Here is a 16,398-nt window from a genome sequence, read left to right on the forward strand (position 1 = left end):
ACTCCTTTCGCGGCGGCAGTTTTTGTTGCGGCTGGTGCAGCAGCCTTTTTAGGGCTTAATCTACCCTGCGTGCTTCCCAGAAAGGGAGCAACAATCTGTGGTGCACCAGGCCGCCGGGGTCTGTCTACTATTCGGGCTTGAAAACTCCAGGTATTATCGACCTCTCATCGCCAGCCGCAATAAGGATAGTTCAACACGACCCGATTTTCATCCTCTGTTGGTGTTGCTAAAAATCAACATGGAGGTCTATTATGCCAAAAACAGCAGGAATCCCGGTGCCGTCGGAGAAGAGGATATATATACGCCGGCCTGAACAGCAGAAGATAAGGAGGTAACCGGGTTGAAAAACAACCGCACTATTATTTTCAGAAAAATAAACTCGGCAATTTTAAACGGTGAGGCCAATGAGGTGGCCCGACTGATTGACACAGGGTTGAAGATGAGCATGAGCGCTGAAGAGATCCTGGAGGAGGTCTTAATACCCACCACAAGGCAGGTAGCCGCACAATTTCAGGGCGCGGTCTTCTACATCCCCGATGTACTGCTCGCCTCCCGCGCCATCAAGGCCGGACTTCACGCCCTCAAACCCTACAAACGGCCAGCCGGGGGAAAAAGAATTGTCATCGGCACGGTGGCCGGGGACATTCACGACATCGGAAAGAACATGGTCGCTCTCTTTCTCGAATTCGCAGGATACGAGGTAATCGATCTAGGAGTTGACGTCACCACGCTCGATTTCATTCAGGCCGTAAAACAGCATAAGCCCAACCTGCTCGCCATGTCCGCCCTGCTCACCACCACCATGGGGGAAATGTCCAACGTCATTGAGATGCTTTACGTCCATCAACTGCGCGACTGTGTCAAGGTAATCGTCGGGGGTGGCCCCGTCACCCAGGAATTTGCCGACTCCATCGGGGCAGACGCCTATGCCGATAATCCCCACGAAGCCATTAAGGTGGTGCACAACCTTTTAAACAGACACAACGGCTGAGCGCCAAGTCCCGGGCCGGTTATCGAAGCAAGAACTTTTTCCTGTATTCGTTAGGGCTCAAGCCGACGACCTGCTTAAAAATCTTGCAGAAATAGGTGCGATCACTGTAGCCCACACTTCGGGCGATTTCACTCATCGTCCTGTCACGATCCTGTAACAGGATCTTGGCCCTGTCGATCCGGACATTTCTGATATGCTCCATAAGAGTATATCCCTTTTTCTTTTTGAAGAGTCTGCTCAAATAGGCAGGGCTGATATAGCAGTTTTTCGATATCTCTTCGAGGGATAGGTCTGGAGAGCTGTAGTTGTTCTCGATGTAGGCCACGGCCTTGTTGATCACGGCCTCACCTTCGTCTTCCTTTTGCCCGGCAAGGAGATCGATGTAGGCGTTCCCGGTGGACAAAAGCCATAGAAAAACCTTCTCCACCGTATCGGCCTCCTCAAGCTCATTCAATTTCAGCATATCGAACCTGAACGATTTCTCGAATTTAATTCCGCATTCCGTGGCCAGCCGGGCCAGCGAACCGATGAATTCGATGCAAGACCCCTTAATGACTTCGATCTGCCCCTTGCTGCGGGTAAACAATTCCAGAGCAAGGCTCTCCAGCAGCTTTCTGGCCTTTTCGATGTTCGTCTGGCGGATCTCCGCGAAAAACCTCCTTTCCAGATCGAAGAAACGAGTGGCCGCTTCGCTGCCATCAGCTCTCACGGCATCTCCGCGCCGGTAGTTCTCCTCCCAGAGCCAGGAACCCACTTCACGCAGCTTCCGCTGGTAGTCAAAAAGCTCCGTACCGGCCTTTGCCAGATAATTAGCGATGATAAAGAGCAGGTCTGCAGCCGCCTGCGCCTGAGTTGCCGAAACAACCTCCAGCTTGCGCGCCGCCCCCAAAAGAACCTCGCTGTCCTGTCCAAGGTCACTGATCGACTCCTTCATTTCCAGCCAGAAGAGCTCCTCAGGCTCCCACATCAGGACATGTCCGCAGATCATATTACCCACATGATTGTCGTTCATAAGAATAGGGCAAGCCCATGCGATCAGTCCCGCATGGCATCTGAAGAAATAGGGCTCGTTCCACCTTTTCGCCTGTTTACCGGCACGGGCGTACGAACCACGACAGCGTTCTCTGCCGACGGGATCCTCTTTTACCAGACGGCAGAATTCGCAGTCTCCCTGCCTGGATGTGAGTATAACCTCGCCGTCAACATCGGTCACGGCAACAAAAAGCCTGGTGGCAGTAGAAAAAGAATCTAACAGCCGCTGTAACAACTGTCTTTCAATAACCCTTTCCATGCCCGCCTGCTTTCCCACATCTTCACCGAGACTAGCGAACAAACCAACCCCCCCATCCATTGCCTCAGAAAGTACACCACTTTAGATATTATACACTTCCCTTTTTATTTCCTTTTCGATAATCATCAAGGGTCAAGATCTACCAGAAAATCAGGCCATCAGAACGCAAAGCCTCAGGAGCAAGAATCTCGGGAAAATTAACTACAGCCAACACTTCCAAAGGATTAGAGGTGGAACGGCTTCGACAACGAGGGAAAGGTGCACGTAAAAAAATTCCCCCGTGAAATCGGGGGAGGGAAGTTGATTTGCAGGCTGTGATTAGTGGTGTGAACCTTGAGAAGGTCGCAAGTGAACACTGCTAGTATTTTTACTGGTGCTTTCTACTGTTATTCTATCCGGGAAAAGCCTTTCCGGGTAGTGATTTTTCTAACAATCCGTTGTTGATATAAACCTGTTGATGTGCACTATTTTGACCTCAAGATATCACCTGAACACAGCTGTTAGCTTAGGAAGGCAGTTTCTCATTGAAGAGCGCTCTCAGAGCCGTTTATTTTTCTCGCTCGCTGTTCAGAAGTTTGACGAGGGAAACACACATGGCTACCATGATCAGCATAAAGGGAAAAGCCGCCACAATTGAGGCCGTCTGCAGACCGGTTAGGCCGCCTCCAACGCCCTTCGGCTTCATCAAAACCACCTGCTCTTCGTTCGCCGCACTTAAACGGCCCATCCGCCACCCGAATGCTGGTTTCCTCCCAAGATGATTTCTCAACAGCCCTGAAGAACCCTCATCTTAGCCTTTCACTCCTTTCTTTTATCTCTGTCGACAGATCAATTACCCACCGAGCGGCAGTTTACCTGTGAAATTTCTTGACACCCCGTGCGTTGAGCAAATCAACAGGCGTGTAGAATATTGACCATAATGTTGACCGGTGAATCACTCAAAACAGCAAAGGCTGTGCGCCCAAGTAGCGGCGGCTACAGAAAACCTCCAGGAAGGAGGCTCAAACCGAAACTATTTTGAGATCAGTATTGAAAATAATGAATATTGCTGAATCACTGGACCTATCGCCAGCTCTCGTGGTTTGCAACCGGATTAGACATTGTATAGCATTATAGATAGCAATAAGCAACTTTTTATGTATAATAAGTTGTCTGTTCGAAATACCCTAACACTGTTTTGAGATATGAAAAGAGGTTTATAGCACACATGGAACAGGTAATAGACTTCGTGAGGTATTTTTGGGAGACAAAAAGTGATATAGCCATTTTGACGGGTCAACATCTTTGGCTCTCATTCCTGGGGGTACTCATTGGCACCCTAACCGCTGTCCCTCTTGGAATAATCATTTCTCGCAGTCCAAAACTGAGTGCTCTGGTAATTGATATGGCAGGAATTCTGTATACTGTTCCTTCCCTGGCGATGTTAGGCTTTCTCCTTCCATTTCTGGGGTTGGGATGGCTTCCGACGGTTGTGGCGCTAGTAATATACTCCTGGTTGCCGGTTTTACGAAACACATGTGCAGGATTGGCCGGAATAGACCCGGCAGTAAAGGAAGCCGCTATTGGAATGGGAGCCACTCCGTTTCAACTTCTCGTCAGGGTTGAACTTCCGCTAGCATTTCCCGTAATTATGGCCAGCGTGCGGACTATTACCGTCCTGACCGTTGGGATAGCAACGTTTGGTGCCCTTGTCGGAGGAGGCGGCTTAGGAGAGCTGATTTTTACCGGGATTTCAATGATGGACAACCGAATGGTACTGGCAGGAACCATTCCCGTCGCATTAATGGCTGTATTGTTTGACCAAATACTGGGTTATGTTGAACGTCACCTCAGGATGAAGGCAGGGCTGGCTTAACAGTAAAACTGTAATTAAGTGTTTAGTTTTTTGGTCTCACAAAACCTAAAATTTCTATCAAAATCATCAAAAGGGAGTTGAATTTATTTATGATGAAATGGCGTAAGTCAATATGCTGGGCTATCTTGTTGGTTTTTATCTTCTCAATAGGGTTTGTTGGCGGCTGCGGAAAGGAAGAAGCTCAGACCTCAGAGGACAAAATAGTGATTGCCAGCAAGCAATTCGCCGAATCATATATTTTGGCTCATATGGCTGCAATTCTCCTAAAAGAGAAAGCAGGTTTAGATGTGGACACGAGCAAAATCGGGATGGGCGCAACTGAACTCTTGCATCCCGCTCTGGTGTCAGGGCAAATCGATCTCTATCCGGAATATACCGGTACTGCGTGGATGGTGGTGTTAAAACAACCCGTACTGCACGATAGGGAGGAGATTTATAACAGGGTTAAGGAGGACTACCAGGACAAATTTAAAATCGCCTGTCTCCCGCCGCTTGGCTTCCAGAATACTTTTGCTATAGCAATGCCAAAGGAAAAGGCAGAAGAGCTGAATATCACCACAATATCAGATTTAGCCAAGCACCCTGGATTAACCCTGGTTGGTGACTCTACAACCTGGACGAGACCCGACGTGTATCCAGGGCTCCAGAAAACTTACGGATTAAATCTCAAAAAGAAGATGGTTGATACCAATTTCTTCTATGAAGCTCTTGCGCAGGGACAGGGGGACGTTACCACCTGCTTTTCAACTGACGGACGTTTGAAAGAGTACAACTTCACGGTGCTGCAGGATGATAAAAACTTTTTCCCGCCCTATGATGCAATGTACGTCGTGCGAAGTGAGATTCTGAAAAAACACCCTGAAATAGAAGAGAAAGCCTTGAAGCCTCTTTTCGGAGCTATTGATGAAAAAACGATGATAGATCTGAACTATCAGGTTGAGGTGGAGAAAAAAGACCCTGCTGAGGTAGCAAGAGAATTCTTGAAATCCAAAGGACTCATATAGGCTGAAAGGCGGCGAAGGGAATGAAGTACAATAACGTAATGGTAGCACTTGAAAATGTAAGCAAGGTTTACGGCAACGATAAAGTAGTAGATGGAGTGAGTTTCGGAGTAAAAAAAGGTGAAATATTTGTCCTGATTGGGCCCTCCGGGTGTGGCAAAACAACCACTCTCAAGATGATCAACCAGCTGATACCACATAGTGAAGGTAAAATTTTCGTAAAAGGTGAGGATGTGACGAAGCTCGACCCGGTCGAGCTTCGTCGCTCAATTGGCTATGTAATCCAATACATCGGCTTGTTACCCCATTTGAAGATCAGGGATAACATCGCTTTCGTCCTCCAGCTCAAAAAGTATCCTAAAAAGAAACAGAGAGAGCGTGCAGAGGAACTCATTCAAACGGTTGGGCTTCCTGTGAGTTATCTCGATCGTTATCCGCGGGAGTTAAGTGGGGGACAGCAACAGAGGGTTGGCGTGGCAAGGGCCTTAGCTGCTGATCCGGAAATATTGCTAATGGATGAACCTTTTGGTGCTGTGGATCCAATTGCCCGGGGGCAACTTCAAAATGAGTTGTTGAAGCTACAGGAAACAATCCAAAAAACCATCATTTTCGTCACACATGACATCCAGGAAGCATTTAAACTGGGCAATCGAATTGCCATCATGCGAAAGGGTAAACTCATTACAACGGGAACAGCTATGGAGATCGTAAAAGAAGAGGATGAGTTCGTCAGGAGATTTATTGGTAAGAACGCCATCTTCGATGCTCTCAATGCCGTTCCGATAGCTCAAATAATTGACAGGAGTGCCCCCCGGCTTTTCATTGAGGAAAAGACATTACCCGTCGAAGAGCTTTCCAAAGAGCAGAAATGGGAGTTTGCGTTTCTTGTGGATAAAAACAATTCGTGTTTAGGATACGTTAATTTTAATGATCTGGATGCAGGTAGAAAAATCAGAGAAGAAAAAATTCTGCCATTACCGTCGACGTGTCTGGAAAGCAGGGTGTCAGTGAAAAGAGCCATCGAGGAAATGCTTTGGGGAGGGCGAACGTGGTTGCCGGTTGTTGACAATGAAAACAAATTTTTGGGGATTGTAACATTTGAAGGCTGCGTGTCCCTGGTAACGTCATAAGGAGGAAATTTTGTGAAATTCGATGTTTTTGTGGAAGCATGGCAGTTTCTTGTTACGAAGAAAGACGTTGTTTTTTCAGCTCTCATCAGCCACGTCATGCTCGTTATTTGGGCTAGTCTCTTTGCTGTGTCGCTAGGTGTGATTATCGGTATTTTTATATCACGAAACAAGAAACTTCGTGATATTGTGATAGGAGTTGTCGGTGTTCTCTATACCATCCCTATTCTTGCACTCTTCGGGTTTCTGATACCGATTATGGGTATCGGTGCAAAACCGGCAATTATTGCTTTAACCATTTATGGGATATTGCCGGTAACAAGGAATACCTGTGTTGGGATCGAACAGGTGTCTCCTGCTGCTAAGGAGGCTGCCTTAGGAATGGGAGCAAACAGGTGGCAATTGCTTTTCCGGGTTGAGTTGCCGCTTGCCTTTCCTGTAATATTTGCGGGAATACGCACTTCGATGGTAATGAACTTTTCAGTAGCCACATATGCAATTTTCATCGGTGGTGGGGGAATGGGCGGTATTATTATGCAGGGAATGCGAACCTATAATGACAGCATGCTTATAGCAGGAACTGTGGTCGTTGCTGTTGCCACCATTCTTTTGGACAGGATCATTGGCCAGTTTGAACGTCAAGTAGACAGGCGTTATGGATTAGAAAGGCTCTAAGGAGTCTAATAATTTTTAGGGTAAATGGAGAAAGGAATCCAAAAGAAGCCACGCTTAAGCGATTAATTTTGGAACCTTTATTTAGCGTTTAAGTGAGTTTAGAAAAAATTCTTCTGTGGAGGGAAGATTTCATGATTTTAAGTACAAAAAAGAATCACGGATTTTCTTGTGTTGCAAAAATTAAATACAGTTGGGGGTTAGTAAAGAGAAATGATAATATAAACACTCTAGGAAAGCAGCAGGCAATTGATTGTTTTTAGGGAGGTAACCATGGGCTTTCGCGGCAAAATGCTGTTCCTCTCCGTCCACGGGGATCCTCTTGCCAAGCTGGGCAAGATTCAGTCCGGAGGCCAAAATGTCTACGTCAGGGAGCTGGTGAAGGCGCTCGACTCCTTGGGAATCGCCGTAGATGTTTTTACCCACCATTCAGACCCCCAGGCTCCTAATAAAGAACCTTTGGGTAAAAACTCTCAAGTAATAAGACTTCCGGCAGGGCACAAAGGATTTAAACCCAAAAGTCAGATGCTGAAGCTCCTTCCCAGATTTTTGAATGAGCTAAAAGAACATATAGGGACAGGCAACAATTACACCTTAATCCACAGCAATTACTGGCTTTCTGGCTGGGTAGGGTTGCAGCTGCAGAAGAGCTACGGCATCCCCAGAGTCCATACCTCTCATTCACTCGGCATCGTTAGAAAGAAGGCCTTGGATGCGGACAACCCGTTGTTTTCGACGCGCCTCAAAATCGAAAAAGAAGTCCTGCAAAAAGCGGACAAGGTGATCGCCACAACACCACTCGAGCAAAAAATAATAGCAAACTATTACTCTGTAAAACCCCAAAAAATTTCCATGGTGCCCTGCGGTGTCAACACCAAACTGTTTCGTCCTTCCGAGAACAACAAAGCGGGCGAGATTCTGCAAGTGGACAAAAAAATCATCCTTTTCGTGGGGCGGTTTGAAGAAAACAAGGGGCTGCCTGTTCTCTTGAAAGCGCTGGATATCCTAAAGAAAAACCATCCCGCAACGCTGGCGGAGGCCATGCTTGTAATCGTCGGCGGCGACAGCCTGGATACGCCGCCGGAGGAGCTCAGCCCCGAAAAAAAGAGATATTTGAAATTCATTCAGGAAAAAGGCCTTTCCGAGCGGATCATCTTCGCAGGGCCGGTACAGCATAAAGAGCTCCCTTCCTGGTACTCCGGTGCCTGGGTCACGGTAGTCCCATCATATTACGAATCCTTCGGACTGGTTGCGGTAGAAGCGATGGCTTGTGGATGCCCCGTGATCGCCTCCCGAACGGGAGGCCTCCAGCAAAATGTGCTCCACGGCAAAACCGGTCTGCTCGTGGAGCCGAAAAACCCCAAAGACCTGGCAATAGCCCTAAATTATCTTCTGACGAATGAAAGGGCCAGGAATGAGATGGCAAGACAAGCAGCGCTTCACGGGGAAAAATACAGCTGGGAGAAAACAACATCAGACCTCCTGGCAATTTATAAAGGTGTTGCCGATGAGAGGAGAAATTAATCATCCGAGATACATCCTGGCAACAGATCTCGACGGCACACTGGTAGGCAGCCGTTCGGCACTGGCCGAATTCAACCATGTTATGTCAATACATAAGAGGAACTTCCTTCTGGTCTACGTCACAGGGAGAACCCTATTATCGGCCTGGCAGCTCATCCTCGGGGAAAATCTGCTGCATCCCCAAGTGCTGATCACAGATGTCGGAACAGAGATCTATACGCCCCCCTGGTTGAGAGCGGATGCGGTATGGGACGGCTTGATGGCATCCCGGTGGGATGAGGGCAGAATCAGGTCTGCAATTGAAGGAATAGCGGGTTTGCAAGAGCAAGGGGTGCGGGCGAGATTTCGTCTTGCCTACTACACGGACAAAACAAGATTCCAAGAGGTCATAGCAGGGCTTTCCGAATCTTTAAGAAAAGCCGGTATGCCCGCTACAATAGTACCTTCAATGGAGCGGTTCATCGATGTTATCCCTGCCGGTGCCGGAAAAGGGCCGGCCCTCCAATACGTACAGGAGTTTTACCGCATTAAAAGAGAGGATACTTTTGTCTGCGGTGACAGCGGGAATGATCTGTCTCTGTTTTCAAAAGGTTATAAGGGAATCGTGGTCGGCAACGCGCAGCGGGAACTGATAGAAAGCGTTAAACAGCTTTCGCAGGAGGCTTATCTGGCAAAGTCACACTATGCAGGAGGAATACTGGAGGGCCTGCGATCCTACGGGATGATCGATTAAAAGGGCATTAGGGCACTCACTCTGGGGCATCGAACAGCCTCCGCTCCCCGCCGGTCAAGAAGCTCCTCGGCTCCTCCCCGACCAGGCCGACTATTCCGTACTCCCCGGTCAACGGGTCGAAAACGTAATCTTTAAGAAGGCGGAAGTTCTTGATTTCCCCCGTGCTGCTGACGTGGATGCGCGGCCCCGTGCAGCGGCACCGCTCCTCCCCGATGAAGATCCTCTTTTCACCCGCCGGTGTAATCGGCAGATCCTGTTCGATTACCTCCCGGACCAGGCGCTCCACCAGGGTGAGGTTCACCTGCGGGGGGTTCTGGTAGTAGCAAAGCATAAAGCCGTGGCGCACGTCCCCGTGGTCGTCGGCAGGGGGGTGCCCCATCTGTTCCAGCACCTTCTGGGTGATGTCTTCTGCCGAATGGGCCATCTTGCGGTAGCGCAGGGAGGGGAAAACGATGGACTTGATCTCCTCCGGGTACGGGCCGAAGATCCCCGGTCTGGCGATGATCACCTCTTCCCCTACCCCGACCAGAACATGGGCGTTCCTTTTGATAAAGGGATAAAGCATCTCAAAGTGCTCCACCACCACCCGACAACCTTCGAAAACCGCCTTTGTGACCGCTTCGGCGAGAAGGCCGGGTTGAGTAAAAGCCATTTCGAATCTGACGTCCAAATGATAGGTATGGTGTTCGAAGTCGCCCCTTTCGGCGTCATGCAGCAGCGGCAGAGGGCGCACATTAATCCTCTCGTCATCGTTGGAAAGCTCCAGGCCGGGAAACATCCCCCGGATCAACAGAGACTTCCCCGCTCCGGCGTCACCGATCACCCCGATGAGCAGGTCGTCGGCGTCCAGGTAGCGCTGGGTCAAGTGAGCCCCCAGCTCGTGGATTCTCTTTTTTCCGCGCGGAGCAAAGTAAACTGAATGCATCAAATACTCATGAACCTTCATCCTCATCCCCCCAGGGCAGACACAAATCCAGCAGCGGAGCGTGCTGCTGCGCCCCGTAGATGTCCCTTTCCCCCGGATCCCCACAGGGGAGAGGCCTCTTCATGGTGGCCTTAAAAGCCAAAGCTGGATCGAAGTAGACCACCTCCAGGATGTCCTCCTCGGGCACCCCGTAGAGGCGGGCGATCAAGGCGGCGTTGAGTCTGCCGTTCCTCTTTACCCGTTCGTAGCTCTCCCGATCCTTGAAGATGATATCCAGGGTTAACTCATAGGGCCCGGCGTTCTTGGTTCGGATCACCTGGGCCAGTTCCACCAGCGGTTTCACGACCGCACCTCCTCGAAGCTGACCGGGAAGATCTCCCGGGGGTGAGACAGTGTGAGCAGATGGTGCACCGAAAAGACGTAGGCAGCGCCGGTCTTGAAATCCGAAGGAGAAAAGGGAAAGGCCAGGTTCCCGGCGGTGGCCAGCCTCCCGGGGAAACCGTAGTGCAGCAAGGTGGACCGGGCGAAGCCGCACACCGCTTCCGCCAGCTCCTCCCTCTCCGCCACCGCCTCCAGGACGATCCCCACCTCATGCCCCGCTACGGGGCGGGGCTCCTGTTTCCCCATCACACCGTCCCTGCCGTAGACGTGAAAGGCCAGGCGGAACCTCCGGCGCTCGGAACTGAAGTTGTCCTCGGTGCGTTCACGCACCCCCGCCAGGATCTCCTCCAGAGCGGAGATAAATCTGGGGTCGCGGGCGCCGGCAATAGAAACCACACGGTAGCCGATCTTCCTCGCCCCTTCAACCTTAACCCTGTAGGGGGAGACCGGACGGAAGCGGCTTCCCGCAACGGCCACCCTGCGGCCGTTGACCTGCCGGAAGGTCGTCCCCTGCAAATCCAGGACGCCGCCGGGGCCAGGCAGCAGATAGGGGTTGCTCTTTTCGTAGAGGGTGTGGGCGGCCACCGAGGCCGTGGTGGCCCGCCTTTCCGGACTGGCCGCCTCCACCAGAAAGCGCCTCTTCTCCAGAAAACCGATCATGCAGTCGCTGCCGCTCCCGGGAACGGCGGCGATGGCGGCGCATTCCAGGATCTTGCCCAGGTGCAGGGAGAGCCCCGGATCGTAGCCCTCTCTGATGGGGAGGGCGGCGAACACCGCCGGGTCATAGCAGCGCCCTGCCAGAACGACCTCCGCCCCTCCGTCCAGGGCTTCGATCAGAGGTTCGACCCCCATCTGGGCGACCAGGTTGGTGCTTTCGTTGATGGCCTCCTCCGTGAGTTCCGGAACCGGCCCCAGCGGGCTGACCCTCCCCTGCCGGAGCGCCTCAGCAAGTTTCTGCCTGGAGACATCGGCCGGGATCACCGCCATCCTAAAGGAGAGCCCCTCCTCCTCGGCCACCTCCAGGATGATCCTGCGGCACCACTCCAGGTGCTGCCTGGCCCCGGAGCCGCCGGCGGTCCCGATCAGCAACGGGATCCGCAGGGTGCGCGCCGCCCGCAGCAGAAAGGTGAGATCCCGCTTGACCGCGCCGCGGGGCACGAAGGGTTTGCCGGAACCCAGGTAGTAGGGCCCAGGGTCGGTGGAGCCGGCGTCCACGGCGATGACGTGGGGTCTGCAGGAAAGCCCGTTCTCAAAGGAGACCGCCGGGAACCCGTATCCCAGTATAGCCGTCGGGGAAAGCAAAACCATCTGTTTCATTGAAATCACATCTCCCCTAAATCACATCCCCGCCTCTTTTATAGCGCAGGATCCGCAAGGCCCTCTGCATTTCATTGACGACCACCATCATCCCTTCATCCACCCCCATCCCGGGCTTGGCCAGCATCTGGTCGGGTCGGGTGGCCAGGGCTATATGGACACAGACCCTGGCGGAGCGGTCGGTCTCATTGCAGGTTCCCCCCAGATAGGCACCGCAGCCGCGCTCCTTGGCGTAGATGACGGCCTCCACGGTGTTGTTAATACCCCCCAGGTCCGGCGTCTTGACCTGTACCATATGGGCGGCCCCGGCATTTACGAAGTCCCGGACGTCTTCGAGGGTGTTGCACCACTCGTCGGCAACGATCTCCACTGATACCCCCTTGACGACCAGCAAAACCTTCAGTCTTTGCAGGCCCTCTATCTGCCCGGCTTTGGAGCCCATGTCGATGGGGCCCTCGATCCGCAGCTTGAGGGGAGCGGCCGCCCTCTCCAGACGGGCCAGGTAATCGGCGATCCGCTCGAGATCGTTGTCAAAGGCCAGCCCCAGAGTACCGTAGACGTCGATGTGCAAGACGGGGCGGTAGTCCTCCCCTGCCAGCTCCCGCGCCCGCCTGCTCAACCAGCCGACGTAATCACAGAGTTTTTCCCCGTTCCTGCCCAGCTTCGAATCCACGTTGTTGATCAGCCCGTGCGGCAGAACGTCGGCCCGCTTGATGATAGCCTTATCCGCGTTGGTAAACCGCTCGTCACCGGTCTGGGCGAAGACCGGAACGGGCTCCAGGGTCAGGCCGGTTCCGTATTCGTCGGAGAGCACCTCGCACATCAGCCTGCGCTCTTTGAGGGCGACGGCATGGAGCAGAGCCTGGGTCAATCCGTAGAGAACGGCGGTGTGCAGGCGCCTGCCGTCCCTTGTGGTAAAGGAGCCGATCTCCTCCGCCATCTCCCGGAATCCCGTGATCTCTCTCCCTGCAAGCCTTTCTCCGAGGTATTCCTCCACCAGGGGAATGTAGCTTTCCGCCAGAAACAGCGGATCCCGCCCCCCGGCGCCCGAGTACTGCACGGCGGCGCAGTCCCCGTAGGCCACCTCCCCCCCGGAGAGGAGCAGCATGATGCTGAGAGACTCCCCCCGCTGCCTGACGGAGGTAAATCCGGGGGTGCGCGGTTCCCCGCGGTAGGCCGCTCCGTCTTCCCGGGCGCCCATTTTGATCGCCAGCTGGTCGTCAAAGAAAAAACCAGTCAGCCCCGGAGATGCCAATACCTTTTCGATGCGCATTCTTTCCTCACCTCGGCTTGCCCACCAGCCGGCCTTTGCTGATGGCGTAGATGTCGTCGATCACCATTCTCAAACCGGGCTCCCGCTTCTCCTGCCGGCCGCGCTCCTCGATCTTCTTCCTGTGAAAATCCTTGATTTCGGCGGATAAGGGGATGTTGCCCGTGTCCAGGAGCCTGATCGCCCCACTGGCATCGCGCACCGGCATGATGCCTCCCCGGGCAGCCCTGGAGGGAGCAAAAGGAATGTCGAGGACACCCGCCTCAAACGCCCTGACTGTTCCCACGGCCAGGTCCCCCTCCCCCAGCTCCAGTACCCTGTCGAACACTTCCCGGACCTCCCTTTCAATAACGCTTTCCTCCTCGGCCAGCTCCGGAGTCTCCGGAACCCGCTGCTCCGCCAGCATCCGGAGCACCTGGCGGGTGCAGAGCAGCCCGGCCAGGTTGGCCTCCAGGCTGGGCACACCCATGGCCTCGTGAGGTGTTTTCACGATCACTTTATTGGCACCGGCAAGAGCCGCAGTGGCCGCTCCCCAGGCAATCACACCCAAAGCGCGCGGTTCCTCCTGGGGGAAACCTCCCATCCACTGATGAAAGACCGTCGTCAGGAGGACGTCTGAATAGCCGAAGCGGTCCAGATAGCTTCTTCCCAACCGGGCCAGGGTCCGCAGTGCTGCGGCATCCTGGATCAGGTTGCCCCCCTGCCCGTAGCCTATAGCGATGCTCTTGACTCCCTGCCCGGCCGCCAGCAAGGCCTCGATAATCCCCACCACGTGGGAGATAAAAGGTGGAACCAGCGTCCCCGTAAGGGGGCCGAACATCTCCCGGTTGATGATGATGCCGTGCTCGGCGTAGAACCCGCAGAGGCGGTCCACATACTGCCAGTGGAGCAGAGAGCGCTCCAGGGGCACGTCCTTGGCGTAGGGGATATTGTAGGAAATTCCACCGCCCTCAAAATCCGTAAACCCGGCCGCCAGGGTTATTTCCGCCAAAAGCCGGGCGTCGGGAGTGCCGTGCCGCACCTGTACCGGAACGCCGGTCGCCTCGATGATCCGGCGGCAGTTCTTCACCCCGTAGTTAACCGCCGGGAGCCCGTTGAGCAGGGAGCGGTCAGCCGCTTTGGATTCCTTGATTCCCCTGGCCGCCTCGGAATAACGGTTCTGCCTGGTGTAGGAATCGACGGTGGTGGGTAAAAAGTCGGCCTCGCCCTCCTTTTCCAGAGATCTCAGCAGGGCAATGTGCTCGTCGATCAGGGCAACACCGGCCCGCGGCTGCAGGTAAATGCGGCCCTCAGCCTGACCTTTCAGGAGCTTATAATAAGCCACCTTCTCTTTGGGTAAACCCCTGTGATAGGCCAGCGCCTCTTCGAGATCCACCCCCCTGCCGCTCGGCCAGGCAGCCAGCACCTCAGTGCGCTCCTGAAAGAACCGTTCGATCTCCCACTTGCGGTCCTGCAGGCTCAAAAAGCACACCTCCCAGCATGCTCCAGCGTTTCTCTCAACAGCACCTGCGCCGCTTCCGGACATACGTCAACCAGGAGTCCGACCGCAGCCAATAGATAGGAGCCGTCCAGGAAAAGGTCCGGACGGCGCGGGCTTAAGACCAAAGGGTCGCTCTGCCTGACGGCCTCTTGAAGCAGGGCAGCGGGATCTGCAGCATGCACCAGCACCCCTCCCGTGCCTGCCAGCACCTCCACTCCGGTCAGGTCTTTACCCTCCTGAATCCAGATCCTTCCCTCCGGGGTGTAGGCCTCTCTTAAACGGCCGGCATGCCGCCGCAGGGCTTCCCGGATACAGGCTGTTGCCAGTGCCCGGTCGAATTCCGCCGTCCTCTCGTCCTGGGGTATGGCTCCCCGACCGGCATTTATCCTGGCGGCATAACTTCTGAGTTCTTCCCTGCTTACCGCAAAGGGAAGAAGAGACAGTACGGCGTCTTCGCCTACTGCCTCCAGTAAAGAAAGGACGCTCACCCGAACCCCCAGATCCCCTTCGACGGTCCGCTTGGCGAAAGGCTCAGGTGGCCCCTTGTAGACGCACCCCGGTGTCAGCGGTTTTCCCTCGCAGAAGGAATGCACATCCGTAGTGGCCCCGCCGACGTCAACGAGAACGACATCCTTTCCCAGGGTTTTCTGCAGCAGCTCTCCGGCCTTCATCACCGCCAGGGGGGTGGGCATGGCCAGCCCGAACTCCTGCTGGATCTGCTCCAGCCCTCTGGCCTTGGTGATCTCGTCCAGATAGAGTTCCCTGATCGCCTTCCTGGCGGGCTCCGGGTTGAGCACGTTGATCTCGGGCAAGACGTTCTCGGTTACCACCACCCGGGGAACACTGCCTTCCAGAAGGGAAGCTGCCCGCGGCGCCGCCTCCTTGTTTCCGGCCACCACCACCGGTACCCCCGGCCCCGAGCGGGCGATCAGGGAGGCGTTCTTAAGGAGGGTTCTGCGCTCCCCTCCATCGGTACCCCCGGCCAACAGCAGCAGATCCGGCCGCAAGGCATTGATCTCCTCGATCTCCCGGCGGGTGAGGGTGTAGGAAAAACTCGCCACGACCCTGGCACCGGCTCCCAGCGCGGCCTCCCGGGCCGCCTTCACCGTCAGAGCAGGCACCAGCCCGACGGCCACGATTCTCAAACCACCTGCGGCAGAACTGCAGGCCCGTTTGAGCCTGACCCCCTCCAAAAGCCCCGAAGGAAATGCCTTCAGGGCAGCGAACAACCCCTCCCTGAGATCCGTCTCCACCGTGGTCGGGGCCTGAGCGGTACCCAGCAGTGCCGGCGGATCGAGGCTCACCAGAGTCACCTTGGTAAAGGTGCTGCCGAAATCGATCAACAAAGCCTTCATAGACCGAGATCCCTCTTCAAATCGGCGATGGCCACCTCGGGAAGGGTTCCCGGCGGGTACACCCGGTCAAACCCCATATCCCTGAAGAGCCGCTCTACTTCGGCAAAAGTCCTCTTGCCCACGACCAGGTTTCCCCCTACATAGAGCAAGATCTCCCCGATGCCGGACTCGCGGCACTTATCCCGCAAACCCCGGCAGTCCAGCTCACCGTGGCCGTAGAGGGAGGAAACCAGGATGGCCGCGGCATCGCTTTCAATGGCGGCGTTGATGAACTCCTCCTGGGAAACCATCACTCCCAGGTTGACCACCTTAAATCCGGCCTGCCTGAGGCTCATTTCCAGGATCCTGTTGCCAACCGCGTGCACATCGGCCCCAATCACACCCAGCACTACTGTGTCCTTCCGCGACACCGGTCCCGCCTCCTCAAGAGAGCCCTAAGCGGACGCGCCAGAGAATGCTCTTGCGATCAGTTGGGG

At 54.2% G+C, this 16,398-nt stretch carries 17 protein-coding genes; 8 read left to right on the top strand and 9 right to left on the bottom strand.

Features of this window, described 5'->3' with window-relative positions:
* The first annotated feature begins 97 nt into the window (after positions 1–97).
* Both TPH_RS09980 and TPH_RS09985 read left to right on the top strand, forming a co-directional pair.
* Positions 98–313 (top strand): hypothetical protein, encoded by a 216-nt coding sequence (locus TPH_RS09980; RefSeq protein ID WP_015051081.1) that lies wholly within the window; start codon positions 98–100, stop codon positions 311–313.
* A gap of 27 nt (positions 314–340) precedes the next feature.
* Positions 341–991: a corrinoid protein gene (locus tag TPH_RS09985; protein ID WP_015051082.1), complete on the top strand. Its 651-nt coding sequence runs from the start codon at positions 341–343 to the stop codon at positions 989–991.
* A gap of 19 nt (positions 992–1,010) precedes the next feature.
* On the opposite strand, the gene TPH_RS09990 is transcribed toward TPH_RS09985, so the two are convergent.
* Together TPH_RS09990 and TPH_RS09995 are read right to left on the bottom strand one after the other, a co-directional pair.
* Positions 1,011–2,324, bottom strand: coding sequence for a PocR ligand-binding domain-containing protein (locus TPH_RS09990; RefSeq protein ID WP_236608784.1), 1,314 nt, complete (start codon positions 2,322–2,324; stop codon positions 1,011–1,013).
* A gap of 505 nt (positions 2,325–2,829) precedes the next feature.
* Complete coding sequence (locus tag TPH_RS09995) at positions 2,830–3,009, bottom strand: BCCT family transporter (RefSeq protein ID WP_037998936.1); 180 nt, start codon at positions 3,007–3,009, stop codon at positions 2,830–2,832.
* 480 nt (positions 3,010–3,489) lie between these two features.
* Between TPH_RS09995 and TPH_RS10000 the strand changes: the two genes are divergently transcribed.
* The 6 genes from TPH_RS10000 to TPH_RS10025 all read left to right on the top strand — a co-directional run bounded on the left by TPH_RS10000 (position 3,490) and on the right by TPH_RS10025 (position 9,194).
* Complete coding sequence (locus TPH_RS10000) at positions 3,490–4,137, top strand: ABC transporter permease (protein WP_015051085.1); 648 nt, start codon at positions 3,490–3,492, stop codon at positions 4,135–4,137.
* An 89-nt stretch (positions 4,138–4,226) separates the two neighbouring features.
* Positions 4,227–5,141, top strand: a complete 915-nt coding sequence (locus tag TPH_RS10005; RefSeq protein ID WP_015051086.1) for an ABC transporter substrate-binding protein — start codon at positions 4,227–4,229, stop codon at positions 5,139–5,141.
* 20 nt (positions 5,142–5,161) lie between these two features.
* On the top strand, positions 5,162–6,268 hold the full coding sequence (locus tag TPH_RS10010; protein ID WP_015051087.1) for an ABC transporter ATP-binding protein: 1,107 nt from the start codon (positions 5,162–5,164) through the stop codon (positions 6,266–6,268).
* A gap of 12 nt (positions 6,269–6,280) precedes the next feature.
* The gene (locus TPH_RS10015) at positions 6,281–6,940 is read left to right on the top strand and encodes an ABC transporter permease (protein ID WP_015051088.1); all 660 of its coding nucleotides are present in this window, start codon (positions 6,281–6,283) and stop codon (positions 6,938–6,940) included.
* Positions 6,941–7,186: 246 nt separating this feature from the next.
* A complete protein-coding gene (locus tag TPH_RS10020) occupies positions 7,187–8,461 on the top strand; it encodes a glycosyltransferase (RefSeq protein WP_201764442.1) in 1,275 nt (424 codons plus the stop codon).
* Positions 8,445–9,194, top strand: a complete 750-nt coding sequence (locus TPH_RS10025) for an HAD-IIB family hydrolase (RefSeq protein ID WP_015051090.1) — start codon at positions 8,445–8,447, stop codon at positions 9,192–9,194. Before TPH_RS10020 ends, TPH_RS10025 begins: the two co-directional genes overlap by 17 nt.
* Before the next feature lie 16 nt (positions 9,195–9,210).
* Here the strand turns inward: TPH_RS10025 and TPH_RS10030 are convergent, their stop codons facing one another.
* From TPH_RS10030 to glmS, 7 genes are read right to left on the bottom strand one after another with little or no spacing between them, the layout of a single operon-like run.
* Entirely contained in the window at positions 9,211–10,140 is a 930-nt protein-coding gene (locus TPH_RS10030; RefSeq protein WP_015051091.1) for an alanine-tRNA synthetase second additional domain-containing protein, read from the bottom strand.
* Entirely contained in the window at positions 10,127–10,462 is a 336-nt protein-coding gene (locus TPH_RS10035; protein WP_015051092.1) for a DUF4387 domain-containing protein, read from the bottom strand. The genes TPH_RS10030 and TPH_RS10035 overlap by 14 nt, the downstream gene beginning before the upstream one ends.
* On the bottom strand, positions 10,459–11,817 hold the full coding sequence (locus tag TPH_RS10040; RefSeq protein WP_015051093.1) for an acyclic terpene utilization AtuA family protein: 1,359 nt from the start codon (positions 11,815–11,817) through the stop codon (positions 10,459–10,461). The genes TPH_RS10035 and TPH_RS10040 overlap by 4 nt, the downstream gene beginning before the upstream one ends.
* Positions 11,818–11,833: 16 nt before the next feature.
* Entirely contained in the window at positions 11,834–13,090 is a 1,257-nt protein-coding gene (locus TPH_RS10045) for a methylaspartate ammonia-lyase (RefSeq protein ID WP_015051094.1), read from the bottom strand.
* A 7-nt stretch (positions 13,091–13,097) separates the two neighbouring features.
* Positions 13,098–14,549: a methylaspartate mutase subunit E gene (locus TPH_RS10050; RefSeq protein ID WP_015051095.1), complete on the bottom strand. Its 1,452-nt coding sequence runs from the start codon at positions 14,547–14,549 to the stop codon at positions 13,098–13,100.
* Entirely contained in the window at positions 14,546–15,922 is a 1,377-nt protein-coding gene (gene glmL / locus TPH_RS10055) for a methylaspartate mutase accessory protein GlmL (protein ID WP_015051096.1), read from the bottom strand. Before glmL ends, TPH_RS10050 begins: the two co-directional genes overlap by 4 nt.
* The gene (glmS, locus tag TPH_RS10060; RefSeq protein ID WP_015051097.1) at positions 15,919–16,332 is read right to left on the bottom strand and encodes a methylaspartate mutase subunit S; all 414 of its coding nucleotides are present in this window, start codon (positions 16,330–16,332) and stop codon (positions 15,919–15,921) included. Before glmS ends, glmL begins: the two co-directional genes overlap by 4 nt.
* Positions 16,333–16,398: the final 66 nt, after the last annotated feature.

This window comes from Thermacetogenium phaeum DSM 12270 (genome assembly GCF_000305935.1).
Lineage (GTDB): Bacteria > Bacillota > DSM-12270 > Thermacetogeniales > Thermacetogeniaceae > Thermacetogenium > Thermacetogenium phaeum.

Excerpts from the sequence above, each read along its gene's own strand:
- TPH_RS09995 (WP_037998936.1), bottom strand. The coding sequence starts at position 3,009 with ATGGGCCGTTTAAGTGCGGCGAACGAAGAGCAGGTGGTTTTGATGAAG.
- TPH_RS10000 (WP_015051085.1), top strand. The coding sequence starts at position 3,490 with ATGGAACAGGTAATAGACTTCGTGAGGTATTTTTGGGAGACAAAAAGT.
- TPH_RS10005 (WP_015051086.1), top strand. The coding sequence starts at position 4,227 with ATGATGAAATGGCGTAAGTCAATATGCTGGGCTATCTTGTTGGTTTTT.
- TPH_RS10010 (WP_015051087.1), top strand. The coding sequence starts at position 5,162 with ATGAAGTACAATAACGTAATGGTAGCACTTGAAAATGTAAGCAAGGTT.
- TPH_RS10025 (WP_015051090.1), top strand. The coding sequence starts at position 8,445 with ATGAGAGGAGAAATTAATCATCCGAGATACATCCTGGCAACAGATCTC.
- TPH_RS10030 (WP_015051091.1), bottom strand. The coding sequence starts at position 10,140 with ATGAAGGTTCATGAGTATTTGATGCATTCAGTTTACTTTGCTCCGCGC.
- TPH_RS10040 (WP_015051093.1), bottom strand. The coding sequence starts at position 11,817 with ATGAAACAGATGGTTTTGCTTTCCCCGACGGCTATACTGGGATACGGG.
- TPH_RS10045 (WP_015051094.1), bottom strand. The coding sequence starts at position 13,090 with ATGCGCATCGAAAAGGTATTGGCATCTCCGGGGCTGACTGGTTTTTTC.
- glmL (WP_015051096.1), bottom strand. The coding sequence starts at position 15,922 with ATGAAGGCTTTGTTGATCGATTTCGGCAGCACCTTTACCAAGGTGACT.